16 protein-coding genes are annotated in these 14,489 nt (G+C 60.9%); 7 read left to right on the top strand and 9 right to left on the bottom strand.

Annotated features, from left to right (window positions below):
- Positions 1-36: 36 nt before the first annotated feature.
- Together rssC and rssB are read right to left on the bottom strand one after the other, a co-directional pair.
- Positions 37-519: an anti-sigma factor antagonist RssC gene (gene rssC, locus C4J90_RS07505; protein WP_003172602.1), complete on the bottom strand. Its 483-nt coding sequence runs from the start codon at positions 517-519 to the stop codon at positions 37-39.
- On the bottom strand, positions 519-1,700 hold the full coding sequence (gene rssB, locus C4J90_RS07500; protein ID WP_124361818.1) for a two-component system response regulator RssB: 1,182 nt from the start codon (positions 1,698-1,700) through the stop codon (positions 519-521). The genes rssC and rssB overlap by 1 nt, the downstream gene beginning before the upstream one ends.
- 276 nt (positions 1,701-1,976) lie before the next feature.
- Between rssB and C4J90_RS07490 the strand changes: the two genes are divergently transcribed.
- Entirely contained in the window at positions 1,977-2,273 is a 297-nt protein-coding gene (locus tag C4J90_RS07490; protein ID WP_124361816.1) for a PilZ domain-containing protein, read from the top strand.
- A gap of 62 nt (positions 2,274-2,335) precedes the next feature.
- Here C4J90_RS07490 and C4J90_RS07485 read toward each other — a convergent pair whose 3' ends face one another.
- Positions 2,336-3,025, bottom strand: a complete 690-nt coding sequence (locus tag C4J90_RS07485; RefSeq protein ID WP_057722960.1) for a VacJ family lipoprotein — start codon at positions 3,023-3,025, stop codon at positions 2,336-2,338.
- Between the two features lie 196 nt (positions 3,026-3,221).
- Here C4J90_RS07485 and C4J90_RS07480 point away from each other — a divergent pair, with 196 nt between their 5' ends.
- Positions 3,222-3,830, top strand: a complete 609-nt coding sequence (locus C4J90_RS07480) for an HAD family phosphatase (protein WP_124414131.1) — start codon at positions 3,222-3,224, stop codon at positions 3,828-3,830.
- Positions 3,831-3,941: 111 nt separating this feature from the next.
- Positions 3,942-4,208, top strand: a complete 267-nt coding sequence (locus C4J90_RS07475; RefSeq protein WP_124370045.1) for a DUF4404 family protein — start codon at positions 3,942-3,944, stop codon at positions 4,206-4,208.
- Between the two features lie 136 nt (positions 4,209-4,344).
- Here the strand turns inward: C4J90_RS07475 and queF are convergent, their stop codons facing one another.
- Both queF and C4J90_RS07465 read right to left on the bottom strand, forming a co-directional pair.
- A complete protein-coding gene (gene queF, locus C4J90_RS07470; protein ID WP_124419525.1) occupies positions 4,345-5,175 on the bottom strand; it encodes an NADPH-dependent 7-cyano-7-deazaguanine reductase QueF in 831 nt (276 codons plus the stop codon).
- A 67-nt stretch (positions 5,176-5,242) separates the two neighbouring features.
- A complete protein-coding gene (locus tag C4J90_RS07465) occupies positions 5,243-5,755 on the bottom strand; it encodes a plastocyanin/azurin family copper-binding protein (RefSeq protein ID WP_124419524.1) in 513 nt (170 codons plus the stop codon).
- Positions 5,756-5,911: 156 nt separating this feature from the next.
- Between C4J90_RS07465 and C4J90_RS07460 the strand changes: the two genes are divergently transcribed.
- A complete protein-coding gene (locus tag C4J90_RS07460) occupies positions 5,912-6,592 on the top strand; it encodes a heavy metal response regulator transcription factor (RefSeq protein ID WP_124370042.1) in 681 nt (226 codons plus the stop codon).
- Positions 6,589-7,935 (top strand): heavy metal sensor histidine kinase, encoded by a 1,347-nt coding sequence (locus tag C4J90_RS07455; RefSeq protein WP_124419523.1) that lies wholly within the window; start codon positions 6,589-6,591, stop codon positions 7,933-7,935. The genes C4J90_RS07460 and C4J90_RS07455 overlap by 4 nt, the downstream gene beginning before the upstream one ends.
- Before the next feature lie 115 nt (positions 7,936-8,050).
- Here C4J90_RS07455 and C4J90_RS07450 read toward each other — a convergent pair whose 3' ends face one another.
- From C4J90_RS07450 to C4J90_RS07440, 3 genes are read right to left on the bottom strand one after another with little or no spacing between them, the layout of a single operon-like run.
- On the bottom strand, positions 8,051-9,295 hold the full coding sequence (locus tag C4J90_RS07450; protein WP_124366282.1) for a lipoprotein-releasing ABC transporter permease subunit: 1,245 nt from the start codon (positions 9,293-9,295) through the stop codon (positions 8,051-8,053).
- Positions 9,296-9,355: 60 nt separating this feature from the next.
- Positions 9,356-10,039 carry a lipoprotein-releasing ABC transporter ATP-binding protein LolD gene (gene lolD, locus C4J90_RS07445; protein ID WP_164484517.1) on the bottom strand — a complete coding sequence of 228 codons (684 nt, stop codon included), beginning with the start codon at positions 10,037-10,039 and terminating at the stop codon, positions 9,356-9,358.
- 7 nt (positions 10,040-10,046) lie between these two features.
- A complete protein-coding gene (locus C4J90_RS07440) occupies positions 10,047-11,297 on the bottom strand; it encodes a lipoprotein-releasing ABC transporter permease subunit (RefSeq protein ID WP_124366280.1) in 1,251 nt (416 codons plus the stop codon).
- A 94-nt stretch (positions 11,298-11,391) separates the two neighbouring features.
- On the opposite strand from C4J90_RS07440, the gene C4J90_RS07435 reads away from it, so the two are divergent.
- Positions 11,392-11,970, top strand: a complete 579-nt coding sequence (locus tag C4J90_RS07435) for a PilZ domain-containing protein (RefSeq protein WP_124361807.1) — start codon at positions 11,392-11,394, stop codon at positions 11,968-11,970.
- 44 nt (positions 11,971-12,014) lie between these two features.
- Positions 12,015-12,737 (top strand): glycerophosphodiester phosphodiesterase family protein, encoded by a 723-nt coding sequence (locus C4J90_RS07430; RefSeq protein ID WP_124361806.1) that lies wholly within the window; start codon positions 12,015-12,017, stop codon positions 12,735-12,737.
- A gap of 42 nt (positions 12,738-12,779) precedes the next feature.
- On the opposite strand, the gene sthA is transcribed toward C4J90_RS07430, so the two are convergent.
- Positions 12,780-14,174, bottom strand: a complete 1,395-nt coding sequence (sthA, locus tag C4J90_RS07425; RefSeq protein WP_003189670.1) for a Si-specific NAD(P)(+) transhydrogenase — start codon at positions 14,172-14,174, stop codon at positions 12,780-12,782.
- Between the last annotated feature and the right edge of the window lie 315 nt (positions 14,175-14,489).

Raw genomic sequence — 14,489 nt, 5'->3', positions numbered from 1 at the left:
CCTCCCACATTGGAATGTGTTTCGACCGGAAAGCCGTCAGTGGCGCTCGAGGGCGTTGACGAGGTCGTGGAAAGCTTCGCGGTTGGACTCGTTCAAGCCCATCAGGATCTTGTGCGCTTCCAGCACCTTGACCCGTACGACTTCCTCGGACTGATCCTGTGAAGGCAGGTCGGTCAGGCATTCCGGGCAGGGGATCGGGCGGTCAACGATGTTGAAAACCTGGTCGAAGCCCATGGACTGCAGGAGCCGGGTGATGTCTTCGTGGGTGGTGACGACGGTCGGCAACAGGCCAACCTTCTGCCGAGACAGAATGGACAACTTGGCCAGCAGGCCCAGAGTGGTGCTATCGATGCTGCGGGTTTCGGTCAGATCGATCACGATCGCCGAGAAGTTCAGCGCTGTGAAGATCCGCTCAATCGTCGCATCCAGCGCCGAACACAAGGTCAGGCGCACTTCACCGACAAATTTCAGGACGAAGGTCCCGTCTTGCTCGGCGAATTGGATTCTTCCGGTACTCATCAAAGATTCCTGCTCAACACCAATAGGGCGATATCATCCGGCATCTCCCCTAGCGTGGCCAATCCAAAAACCTGCCGCAGACCATCCAGGCTGCCGCCCGCCGACTTGACCTTTTGGGGCAAGGCGGCTTCTTTCTCTTTGAGTGTAGGCTCTGGAAGAAGGTCCAGGATACCGTCGGACATCAGCGTCAGGCTGAAAGTCGGCGGCAGTTCCAGGATGTGGTCTTCGTAGGTGGCTTCATTGAACAAGCCCACCGGCAGGCCACGCCCTTCCAGGTAACGCACACTGTCAGGAGTGTATAGAACCGGCATCGGCAGGTGACCGCCAATGCTGTAGGTCAAAAGACCGGTTTCTTCATCGATCACGCCGCCGACCATCGTCACGTGCTTGCCCAGCTTACAGCTGATCAGGCCCCGGTTGATGTGGCCCAGCACCTCGGAGGGGGTGAACTCGGGCAAGGTGCCGTTGCGCTTGGACTCGAACAGCAACCGCGTCGTCATGAACTTCAACAACACGGTGACGAACGCTGAGGACGCACCGTGGCCGGACACGTCGGCCAGGTAGAACGCCACACGCCGCTCATCCACTCGGAAATAGTCGACGAAATCACCCGACAGGTACAACGACGGGATGATCTGGTGGGCAAACTTGAATTCGTCAATGGTCCACGGACTGACCGGCAGCATGTTCATCTGCACCTGGCGACCGGCGTTCTGGTCTTCCTGGAGCAGGTTCAGGCTGGCTTCGAGCTCGCGGTTGGCGGTCTCGAGTTTTTCGCGGTAGCGCTGGTTTTCCAGCAACAGCCGGGCACGGTCCAGGGCGCGGCGCACCGAGTGCTCCAGCACGGCCAGGTCTTCCAGGGGCTTGATCAGGTAATCGGCGGCGCCCAGGCGCAGGGCTTCAACGGCGTCATTCATGACCCCGGCACCGGACACGACAATCACCGGCGTCTGCGGAGCACGCTCGGTCACCTGGCGAATCAGCTCGAGGCCGCCCATTTGGGGCATGCGCAAGTCGCAGATCACGAGGTCGGGCTTGTCGCGCTCGAATACCTGGAGACCCTGTTGGCCGTTGCCGGCCTGCAGGACGCTGAAGCCACTGTCTTCCAAATAGGCCGCGAGGCTCGCGCGCACTACTTCGTCGTCATCGATTATCAGCAGCGTGGCACTGGTTTTTTGCATGTGGGCAAACGGCGCCAGAATTAGGTTGGCGTAGGCGGCGCGGCAATGGCCGTGCTCACGTACTGGATTCGCTTTCTAGCCTCTCTGTCCTACAAAGCATTGGGATTTCGCCCATGCACAACGGTAAAGCAGAGGTGCCCTTCTAAGGCGCAGACGGTACTCCCATCCGTGAGGGGTTTCAAGCTCATGCCGATGGTCGCCGGGCGTCTTTACACCGCAAATCACCCGGAGTTATAAGAACGCTCACCACCACAACGCAAAGTAAGGATGGACGCTGTGAGCGAACACGAGCGCGACTACGCCGAAAAACGTGACTTCATCCGCATGCGGGTAGATGCCGATGTGTCCTTGATCCACGCTGGCCAGGAGATCGAAGGGGTGTGCCTGGACCTGTCCAGCTCCGGCATGCAGGTGCAGGCACCTCGCCAGTTCAGCGTGGGCGACCTGCTCACCGTGCGCATCGATTCAGAGCACGCCGCACTCAAGGGCCTTGAGGCCGATACCGAGGTGGTATGGACCAAGGCTGCCGGCGATGAGCAGCACCTGGGCCTCAGAATCCTGAAAATGCGCTGATATGCGCCCACAAAAAAGGCGACCGTTCAAAGGTCGCCTTTTTCATTTCAAAACGTCTCAGCTTAAAAGTCGTCGACGACCTTGCCGTCCTTGACCTTGAACTCACGGTTCTGCAGGTAGGCGTTTCGGATAAAAGTGTACTTGTCGCCGCTGATCAGCTTCTCGCTGTCGAGCAGGCTGGCACGGGTGTCGACCACGTTCAGGCCGAAGGTGCTGTTGCGCCAGCCGATATCGTTCATGTAGCGGTACGGTTGGGTGTAGCTGTCCACGTATTTGGACGGCGCATCGCGCAAGGTGCTTGGACCAAGCAACGGGATCATCACGTAAGGGCCGCTGCCGACGCCCCAGTAACCGAGGGTCTGGCCGAAGTCTTCATCGCTGCGCTGCAGCCCCATTTTGGTGCCGACATCGATAAAGCCCAGTACGCCGAACGTGGTGTTGACCAACAGGCGAGCCGTGTCGACGCCAGCATTGTGAGGCTTGAGCTGCAGGACGTTGTTGGCCAGGTTGCCGACATCGCCGATGTTGCGGAAGAAGTTGTGAACGCCGTCCTGCACGAATTGCGGGGTGACGAACTGATAGCCTTGGGCGATTGGCTTGAGGGCGTAGGTGTCAACGGTGTCGTTGAAGGTGAAGATCGGACGGTTGACGCTTTCCCATGGATCGTCTTCGGTCGCTGCTTGGGCGGCGAACGGTGCCAACAGGACGGTGGCACACACCGATAGCTGAGCGAAGTACTGGCTCCAGCGCATAGCTTTTGCTCCTTGAATAGTCTGTCATGGGCGCTATGCCCTGAATAAGGCCGTCAGTATATGACGGAAGTGTCGATTTAGGCAGTCGCAAGGAAACGACTTTCATGATTTGGACAAAATTCCTACAAATACCCACCTGTGTCATCCACTTGTCATGCCACCCCGATAGCGTTGTAACTATTTCAGGGACGTTCAGATGCCGCATGCCGAGATAGCCGTCACCACTGCCCCCGCGTTGACTGCCGTGTTGTTTGGTTTGAGTGGCTGCCTGGTGGATTTCGGTTCCCAGGCGCGCAGCGACTCCCCTTCCCTCGATTCCCAGACCACACCTGGGGCTCTGAAAATTCTGCGCAGCCTGAAGGAACAGGGCGTGCCCTGCGCCTGGCTGGATGAATTGCCGCCCTCGATCACCACGCCACTGGCCGCCACCCTGCCCGCCTGGCTCAAGGCCGCCTCGCCCTCCGCCATCCGCTGGCCGGCGCCCCATGCCTGCTGGCAGGCCTTGATGGAGCTGAATATCACACGCCTGGACGGTTGCGTGCTGGTCAGCGGCGAGCCCCGCCTGCTGCAATCGGGCCTGAATGCCGGCTTGTGGACCATCGGCCTGGCCTCCTGCGGCTCCCTGTGCGGCGTCGCGCCGCAGCAGTGGCAGGAGCTGAGCGACAAGGAACGCGAGCACAAGCGCGGCAAGGCCACCGTGGCGCTCTATGGATTAGGCGTGCACTCAGTGATCGATCACCTCGGTGAACTCGGCACCTGCCTGGCCGACATCCGCCTGCGCCGGCTCAAAGGCGAGAAGCCCTGACAAGGATCATGCACGGTTGGCCGCAGTGGATTAATCTACAGAGCAGTTCGTAGACCTTTCCCGGCGTGCCGCGGTCTATGCCAGTGACTATCGATAAAAGGAAAGAACGTCATGCCTGATCGCAAAAAGCTGGAAGAGCAGATCGAGATCCTGCGCGGGCAGTTGGAACAGGAGCCACCGCTGTCACCTGAAAAACGTGAAGCGTTGGAGGAATTGATTGCCAAGTTCGAAGTGCAACTTGAATTGGAACCGGCCACCCAAACGCCGAGCATTTCCGACGATGTGAATCAAGCGGCCATAGAGTTCGACGCTGAGCACCCGGTCATTTCCGGGACCTTGCGCAATATCATGATCACCCTGGGCAATATCGGGATCTAACCTGCCCGCGAGCCAAGCGCAGATCCAAAATGTGGGAGGGGGCTTGCCCCCGATAGCGGCGTGTCAGCCACAGCATATGTGTCTGAAACCCTGCAATCGGGGGCAAGCCCCCTCCCACATTTGTTTTGCGTGAAGGCTACTGACGCGCCAGGCGTACGTTCTGAAACGCCACATCCTCGGTGCTGCGATACGGGTTGATATCCAACCCACCCCGCCGCACATACCGCGCATACACAGTCAACTTCTCAGGCTTGAGCAAGCGCTGCAGGTCCAGGAAGATACGTTCCACGCACTGTTCATGGAAGTCCGAGTGCTGGCGAAAGCTCACCAGGTATTCCAGCAGGCTGGCGTGATCCAGCGCCGCGCCACGGTACTCCACCACTACGCTGCCCCAATCGGGCTGGCTGGTGACTGGGCAGTTGGATTTGAGCAGGTGGCTGTGCACGCTCTCTTCCACTACCCGCGAATCGTCACAGCGCAACAATTCCGGACGCGGGTGCTCGTAGCTGCTGACGTTGATATCCAGATCATCGATGCACACACCCGGCAACGCCATCACACCCTCAGCCTCGATCTCGGCCAGGCTGCGGATGCGCACGCTCACCGGTTTGCCGGCGGCGGCACTGAGGTCGGCGCGCAAGGTGGCTTCCAGACTCGGCGTATCGGCAAACGCGGTCTGGTTCAACGAGTTGAGGTACAGCTTGAAGGACTTGGACTCGATGATGTTCCGCGAGTCGGCCGGGATGCTGAACTCACCGATGGCCACCACCGGTTTACCGGACGGCAGCAACCAGGACAGTTCGAAGCAGTTCCAGAAATCCACACCCTTGTAAGGCAGGGTCTCGGCGCTCAGGCCCAGCTCGGCCCACTTGGCGGCGCGAGGGATCGGGAACAGCAACGAAGGGGTGTAAGTGGAGATGTATTCACTGGACTTGCCCAGCGGCGAATGTTCGGCTGCGGGATGCATGGCGGAAAACCTGGCTAAATAAACCGCACAAGTCTACCAGCCTTTGCCCGCGCCCTTAAGGAACGCCTTACTCAACGGTCAGTTTGCCGACCATGCCCGCCTGGTAATGCCCGGGAAGATTACAGGCGAACTCAAGGTCAGTGGCTTTGGAGAATGTCCAAGTCAGCTCGGCGGTTTTGCCGGGCTCGACCAGCACACTGTTCGGATCATCGTGCTTCATCGCGCCATGGTTCATTTTACTGTGGTCCATTTCTCCCATACCGGTGGCCGTCAGCATGCCGCTGGCCTGCATCTGTAACATTTCCTTCTGGTGTTCGGCGTGCATGGCCGCGTCGCCGAGGTTGAACTCATGCAGCAACCGGCCTTTATTGACCAGCACAAAGCGCACCGTCTCACCGGCCTTGATGTCGAGGGACTTGGGCGAAAAGGAAATGTCCTGCAGGGTCACTTCAACCGTGCGTGTGGCCTTGTCCGCAGTGGCCGGTTGGCCGAAAGCATAGGTGTGGGCCCCATCGGCCAGGGCATCGAAACTCAGCGCCAACAGGCAGCCCGCCAGGAACACAGGTGTACGCAACGCCATCTTTGACTCTCCAAAAGGGGTGACTCGCTTGGCCAGCACTTTAAGATGGCCTCGCTGCCAGCCAACTGACTGCTAGATTACAACTTTGTCAGGTTGCCCCCTTACCGTTAAGCCCACGGTATAAAGCCCGGCGCCCACCGCTGCCAAGAGTCGCCCATGAAACTGCTGATTGTCGAAGACCAACCGAAAACCGGCCACTATTTGCGCCAGGGCCTGGCCGAAGCCGGGTTCACCACCGAACTGGTGGCCGACGGTATCAGCGGGCAGCACCTGGCGCTGACTGGCGACTATGACTTATTGATCCTCGATGTGATGCTGCCCGGTCGCGACGGCTGGCAAATCCTGCAAGCGGTGCGCAGTGCCGGCCTGGACATTCCGGTGTTGTTCCTCACCGCGCGCGATGCGGTGGCGGATCGCGTGCACGGCCTGGAGCTGGGCGCCGACGATTACCTGGTCAAGCCCTTTGCCTTTTCCGAATTGCTCGCCCGCGTGCGCAGCCTGTTACGGCGCGGCAGCAGTGCGCCGCAGGAAACCAGCCTGCAGTTGGCTGACCTGCGCCTGGACCTGATCCGTCGCCGCGTCGAGCGCAGCGGCCAGCGTATCGACCTCACCGCCAAGGAGTTTGCCCTGCTGGAGCTGCTGCTGCGCCGCCAGGGCGAAGTGCTGCCTAAATCGCTGATCGCCTCGCAGGTGTGGGACATGAATTTCGACAGCGACACTAACATCATCGAAGTGGCGATCCGCCGCCTGCGCCTGAAGGTCGATGACGCCTTTCCCAACAAGCTGATCCACACCGTGCGCGGCATGGGCTATGTACTCGAGGAGCGCTTCACTTGATCAAGCGCTTGTCCCTCGCCAGCCGCCTGGCGCTGCTGTTTGCCGCCTGCACCGCAGTGGTATCGCTGCTGGCCGGCGTGCTGTTCAACCATGCCAGCGAGGCGCACTTCATCGAGCTGGACCAGCAGCAATTGGACAGCAAACTCGTGGCGCTGCGCAGTACGCTGCAGGGGGTCGACTCGCCGCACGCCTTCGCCCAGCGCGAACCCCAACTGCGCGCCGACCTCAGCCATCAACCCGACCTCGCCTTGCGCATCACGGCGGCCGGCCAGCGCTGGCTTGACGATGCGCCGGGCGTGGCGTTGCCCGAGGCCCCCGGCCTGCATAGCCTGCAAAACGCTGGCACCGCCTACCGCGTGTATAACGCGCCGCTGAACCCTGGCCAACCCGGCTCGGCGCAATTGACCCTGATGCTCGACATCACCCATCACCAGCATTTCCTGCAACGCATGCAGCGCCTGATCTGGCTGACCGTCGGCCTGTCGGCCCTGGCCACCGCACTGCTCGGCGCCTGGGCGGCGCGCAGCGGGTTGCGGCCATTGCGGCGCATGGGTGAAGTCGCCGCCGGCGTGTCCGCGCATTCCCTGACGCAACGCTTGCCGCAGCAGCAAATGCCAGCAGAACTGGCGGAGCTGGCCCAGACCTTCAACGCCATGCTGGGCCGGCTGGACGACGCGTTCCAACGCCTCTCGGCCTTCTCCGCCGATATCGCCCACGAGTTGCGCACACCGCTGTCGAACCTGCTGACCCAGACCCAGGTCATCCTGACCCAGCCGCGCCCCTTGGAGGACTACCGCGAGGCGCTGCACAGCAACCTGGAGGAACTGCAGTGGATGGCGCAGTTGGTGAACGACATGCTGTACCTGGCCAAGGCCGATCACGGTTTGCTGGTGCCCAAGCGCGAGCCTTTGGCGCTGGCCGATGAAGTGGAGGCGTTGTTGGAGTTTTTTGCGTTGCTGGCTGAAGACGCCCACGTCAGCCTGGTGCGAGAAGGTACAGCACATACGATGGGTGATCGCGGTATGTTGCGTCGGGCGCTGTCGAACCTGCTCGATAACGCGCTGCGATTTACGCCAGCGGGTGGCGAAGTGCGGGTACGCATGGTGGACGGCGTGACACTCACGATTGAGAACACCGGGGAAGGCATTCCAGCGCAGTTGTTACCGCGGTTGTTCGATCGGTTCTACCGGGCCGACCCGGCGCGCCATGAAGGCAGCAGCGAACACGCGGGGCTGGGGTTGGCGATTACCCAGTCGATTGTGCGGGCGCATGGGGGGCGAATTTTTTGTGAGTCCGGGGTGGGGTGGACACGGTTTGTGATCGAGTTGCCCCAGGGGGATTGATGCAGGCTGGGCAGGCCCTATCGGGGGCAAGCCCCCTCCCACAGTGGTCCTCATTTGCAGGAAGAATGAGGGCAAAATGTGGGAGGGGGCTTGCCCCCGATAGCGGTCTCAAACACTACGAATATCTCAGCGCATGCGCCGGCTCGATCTTCGCCGCCCGATACGCCGGGTAAATGGTCGCCAGAAAGCTCAACACAAACCCCGCCGAGCAAATCAGCAACACATCCCCACCTTGCAGCTCCGAAGGCAGGTTGCTGACGAAGTACACATCCGAACTGAAGATATGCTGCCCGCTCACCCGCTCCAGCCAGCCCACCAGTTCGCTCACATTCAGCGCCGCAATCACCCCCAGCACGCCGCCGATCAGGGTGCCGACAACGCCGATCACCGTGCCCTGCACCATGAAGATCGCCATGATCTGCCGGGGCGTGGCGCCAATGGTGCGCAGGATCGCGATGTCCGCGCCCTTGTCGTTCACCACCATGATCAAGGTGGCGATGATGTTGAAAGCGGCCACCGCGACGATCATCAGCAACAGCAGGCCGATCATGGTCTTTTCCATTTTCATCGCGCTGAACAGGCTGCCCTGGGTGTGGGTCCAGTCGTCCGCCTTATACGCCGCGCCGAGGCTGGCGGCGATGTCGGCCGAGACCTTGGGTGCCGCGTACAGGTCTGTCACTGCCAGGCGTACGCTCTGCACCTGGTTGGGTTGCCAATGCTGGATTTCGGCCGCGTCGGCCTTGTTGATCAAGGCCATGGAGCCGTCCAGCTCGGCGCCTACCTTGAAGATACCCACCACGTTCAAACGCTGCATGCGCGGGGTGATTCCTCCCGGCGCGGTGCTGATTTCCGGAACGATCAACGTCAGTTTGTCGCCCACGTTCAGGCGAAAGCGACGCGCGGTGATGTCGCCAATCACCACGCCGAACTCGCCGGCTTTCAAGTCTTCCAGTTTGCCGCGCACGATATGCTGGGCCACGATCGACACCTTGCCTTCCTGGGCCGGGTCGACGCCGTTGATCTCAATCGGCTGCATCGCACCCTTGTAGGAGAACATACCGTCCATCTGGGTGAACGGTACCGCTGCCGTGACCTGCGGGTTCTTCATTGCAGCAGCGGCCACCGGCTGCCAGTCATCGATCGGGTTCACGCCCACGATGGTGGCGTGGGGCACCATGCCGAGGATGCGCGAGCTCATTTCGCGCTGGAAGCCGTTCATCACCGAAAGCACCACGATCATCGCCAACACGCCCAGGGCGAGGCCGATCATCGAGGTCATCGAGATAAACGAGACAAAACGGTTGCGGCGCTTGGCGCGGGTATAGCGCGTGCCGATAAAAATCGATAACGGTCTGAACATTCGCGGGCACCGTTGAAAAAATGAAAAAGCCCGGTTTCAAAAAAACGGGCTTGCAACAGGTCAGATAGCGACCAGATGACCTTCCTGCAAGTGCAGTACACGGTCCATCTGACGGGCCATGCTCATGTCATGGGTCACCACCAGGAACGCGGTGCGCATCTGGGTGCTCAGTTCCAGCATCAAGTCCTTGATGCCCTGGGCCGTGTGGGAGTCGAGGTTACCGGTGGGCTCATCGAGCATCACCAGGCCTGGGTTGTTCACCAGGGCACGGGCAATTGCCACGCGCTGGCGCTCGCCGCCGGACAGCTCGGCCGGTTTGTGCTCCAGACGATGGCCCAGGCCGACGCGCTCCAGCAAGGCCGTGGCACGCTGGCGCGCCTCCGGAATCGCGGTCTTGCCGATCAACAGCGGCATGCACACGTTTTCCAGGGCGGTGAATTCCGGTAACAGGTGGTGGAATTGATACACGAAACCCAGCGAACGGTTGCGCAGTTGGCCGCGCGCCTTTTCATTCAAGGCGGACAGCTCTTCACCGGCCAGCCACACGCTGCCCTGGGACGGCGTATCGAGGCCGCCCAACAGGTTGAGCAAGGTACTTTTGCCGGAACCGGAACTGCCGACGATCGCCACGCGCTCCCCCGGATGGAGTTCAAGCTGCAGGTTGGCCAGCACCACCACGGATTCAGGGCCTTCCTCGTAGGATTTGCCCAGGTTGCGGCAGCTCAGGATTGCTTTTTCACTCATGCCCGATTCACTCATAACGTAATGCCTGTGCGGGCTGGGTGCGTGCCGCGCGCCAGGCTGGATACAGGGTGGCAAGGAAACTCAGGACCAACGCGGCGCCGCCCACCATCAACACGTCCTGGGCCTGAACCTGAGACGGCAAGTAGTCGATGAAGTAGACGTCGGCGTTGAGAAACTTGTGGCCGAGCACTTTTTCAAGCAAGGCGATGGCGGCGCTGACATTCAGTGCGGCCAGAATCCCCAAGGCGGTGCCGATCAGGGTGCCGACCACGCCGATCACCGTGCCTTGCACCATGAAGATCGCCATGATCTGCCCCGGCGTGGCGCCGAGGGTGCGCAGGATAGCGATGTCGCCCTTCTTGTCATTCACCACCATCACCAGCGTGGAGATGATGTTGAAGGCGGCCACGGCGACGATCAGCAACAGCAACAGGCCAATCATGGCTTTTTCCATGCGGATGGCCTGGTACAGGTTGCCGTGGGTGCGGGTCCAGTCGCGGGCGTAATACTGCGATTCGCCCAGGTGCTGGGCGATTTCCCAGGCGCCGCGCGGTGCCTCGAACAGGTCGTTGAACTTCAGGCGCAGGCCCTGCACCTGGTCCGGCTGCCAGCGATGCAGGCGCGCCAGGTCCGTGAGGTTGGTCAAGCCGAGGTAGCCGTCGATCTCGCCGGCGCCGACGTGGAAGGTGCCGACCACGGTAAAACGCTTCATGCGCGGGAACATGCCGGCCGGGGTCACGGTGACCTCCGGCGCAACGAAGGTCAGCTTGTCGCCGACGCCCACACCAAGCTTGGCAGCGGCCTTGTCGCCGATGACGATGCCGAAGCTGCCGGGCGCCAGATCGTCGAGTTTGCCCTGCAACATGAACTTGTCGATGATCGAGACGTTGCGCTCCTGGGCCGGGTCGACGGCATTGAGCAGGATTTTCTGCACCTTGCCGTCGTTGGTCAGCAGCCCTTGCATTTGGGTAAACGGCGCAACGGCCAGCACCTTGGGGTTCTGCTTGACCTTGGCGGCCAGGCTTTGCCAGTCACTGATGGGCGCGTCGCCCTCGATGGTCGCGTGGGGCACCATGCCCAGCACGCGGGTGCGCATCTCATGATCGAAGCCGTTCATCACCGACAGCACCACGATCATCACGACCACGCCCAGGGCGAGACCGATCATCGAGGTCAGGGAAATGAACGACACAAAATGATTGCGGCGCTTTGCACGGGTATAACGCGTGCCAATAAATACGAAGAGAGGTCTGAACATGTCGGGGCTTGTTCGGAGGAAAAGAAGACGTCCCGGTGGCGGGGTCTGGTCAGCAGCTTTACACTCAGACCATTACCGTTACCTGGGGTTCGCCATGTCGACATTAGATGAAGAAGAGCGCCGCGAATACTACCGTATCGACGACATGATCGCACTCCAAATCAAACCCCTGTCGGCACCCGACGCGGCGAGCAAAGAAGTGTTGCTGGATGATTCGCCGCTGTTCAATCTGCTCAGTGAACTGCACCTCAGCGAATTCGAAGCCCAGCACCTGCTGCGCCAGATCAACGAAAAAGACCGCAGCCTGGCGGCATTCCTCAAAGTGCAGAACAAACGCCTGGACCTGCTCAGCCAGGTCATGGCTCGCGGGCTGCTCGGCGAGGTGGGCGCGCCGCAGCCGGTGATCCTTTCCGAAGGCGGCATCGACTTCCAGCACCCTGTGGCGCTGGCCCCGGACACGCACCTGGCGGTCAAGCTGGTGCTGATGCCCCAGGCCCTCGGCCTGCTGCTGCGCGCGCGGGTCACCCATTGCGATCCCAAGGGCGAGCGCTTTGACGTGGGCACGGAGTTCGAATCCATGACCGATGCCCAACGCCAACTGCTGGCGCGCTACATCCTGCAGAAACAGGCCCAGGAACGTCGCCTGGCGCGAGAACAAAGCGACGAACTCTGAATGCGTATTCACGACGCCAGCGAGCCTGGCGCAAAGGAGCAATTGTGACCCTGATTTACGGCCATCGCGGTGCCAAAGGCGAAGCACCGGAAAACACCCTGACCAGCTTTCAGGAATGCCTCAAACACGGCGTGCGCCGCTGCGAACTGGATCTGCACCTGTCCATGGACGGCGAGCTGATGGTCATCCACGACCCGACCCTCAAGCGCACCACTGACCGGCGCGGCAAAGTCGTCGAGTATTCGGCGGCGGACCTGGTGAAGATGGACGCACGCAAAGGCGGCCCAGGCTGGGTCAACCCATGCCCGATCCCGCGCCTGGAAGAGTTGTTCGAACAGTGCGACTTCGATCACTGGCAACTGGAAGTCAAAAGCGCTTCGCGCACTCGCGCTGCGACCACCGTGCTGGCGATCCGCGAGATGGCCGTGCGGTTTGGCCTGATGGACAAGGTCACGGTGACCTCAAGTTCACGGGAAGTGTTGAAAGCGGCGGTTGACCTCACCCCAGACCTGTCACGCGGGCTGGTGGCCGAATACGCCTGGCTCGACCCGTTGAAGGTCGCGCAGAACTACGGTTGTGAGTTCCTGGCATTGAACTGGACGTTGTGCACCCCCGAGCGGCTGGAAAAAGCCCAGCGCCAGGGCCTGCACGTATCCGTTTGGACAGTCAACGAACCTGCGCTGATGCGCAGGCTCGCCGACTTCGGCGTAGATAGCCTGATTACAGACTTTCCCGGTTTGGCCACTGCCACCCTCGGGAATTACTGAAATCGGTCTCCCCGGCCGGCTCAGGCCACCGGCCGGAGCCGCTCAAAAAAGCCGGTTGAGGCCGTCGTAGGCCGCTACCCGATAGGCTTCAGCCATGGTCGGGTAGTTGAACGTGGTGTTCACAAAATACTTCAGGGTATTTTGCTCGCCGGGCTGGTTCATGATTGCCTGGCCGATGTGCACGATCTCCGACGCTTGATAGCCGAAGCAATGCACGCCGAGCACTTCCAGGGTCTCGCGGTGGAACAGAATCTTCAGCATGCCTTGCGGCTCACCGGCGATCTGCGCACGCGCCATGCTCTTGAAGAACGCCTTGCCCACTTCGTAAGGCACCTTGGCCTTGGTCAGTTCGTGTTCGTTCTTGCCGATCGAGCTGATCTCCGGAATGGTGTAGATCCCGGTCGGCACGTCGTTCACGTAGCGCCAGCTGCCGTTGTCGACAATGCTGCCGGCGGCAGAACGGCCCTGGTCATGGGCGGCGCTGGCCAGGCTTGGCCAACCGATCACGTCACCGGCGCCGTAGATGTTCGGCACGCAGGTGCGGTAGTTCTCGTCCACCTCGATCTGGCCACGGCTGTTGACCTTGACCCCGATATTTTCCATGCCCAGCTTGTCGGTGTTGCCGGTACGCCCGTTGCACCAGAGCAAGGCGTCGGCCTTGATCTTCTTGCCGGACTTGAGGTGCAGGATCACGCCGTTATCCAGGCCTTCGACACGCTCGTACTCTTCGTTGTGGCGCACGGTGATGTTGTTGTTGCTGAAGTGGTAGCTCAACGCCTGGGAAATTTCCGAGTCGAGGAAGCTCAGCAACTGGTCGCGGTTGTCTACCAGCTCCACCAACACACCCAGGCCGCTGAAAATCGAGGCGTATTCGCAGCCGATTACCCCGGCGCCGTAGATGATCAGTTTGCGCGGGGTGTGGCCCAGGCTGAGGATGGTGTCGCTATCGTAGATACGCGGATGGTGAAAATCGATGTCCGCCGGGCGATACGGGCGCGAACCGGTGGCGATGATGATGTGCTTGGCCACCAGCTTCTCGACCACGCCGTTGGCGCAGACCACTTCGACGGTTTGCTCGTCGGCGAAGCTGCCGGTGCCGAAGAACAGGTCGACGCGGTTACGGGCGTAGTAGCCGGTGCGCGAAGCGACTTGCTTGGAGATGACCTTTTCAGCGCTCTTCAACACGTCCGGAAACGAGAACCAGCGCGGCTCGCCGATGGCCCGGAACATCGGGTTGGTGTTGAACTGCATGATCTGGCGCACGGAGTGACGCAACGCCTTGGACGGGATGGTACCCAGGTGGGTGCAGTTACCGCCGACCTGGCGACGGCTATCGACCATCGCCACCTTGCGCCCTGCCTTCGCAGCGTTCATCGCCGCGCCTTCTCCAGCCGGGCCGGAACCCAGTACCACCACGTCGTAGTTGTAGACAGCCATGCGTACTCCTCAGAACAGGCCAGGCGTACGGTTGGACGCCTGGCTAAATCATGCCGCGGCCAGCGGGCATGAAGGACAATTTGGCTCAAGTGTGTGAACCGGGGCACAGTCTATATAAGGCTCAACGCCGCGCACATTAACCCTTGGTCGCGTCATAGGCCAGTCTTGCCATACTAACAGGCCGCCAATCAGCGTCGCTTTCGGGATGAGCATTATGCGGCAACTGTTTTGCTGATGGTGTCAGTTGTTGAAGTTGTGGCTGGACTACCGCTATCGGGGGCAAGCCCCCTCCCACAGTTTGATTTGCGAATACAT

The sequence above is a fragment of the Pseudomonas sp. R2-60-08W genome, assembly GCF_003852335.1.
Lineage (GTDB): Bacteria > Pseudomonadota > Gammaproteobacteria > Pseudomonadales > Pseudomonadaceae > Aquipseudomonas.
This window is presented reverse-complemented; position numbering and strand designations above follow the sequence as displayed.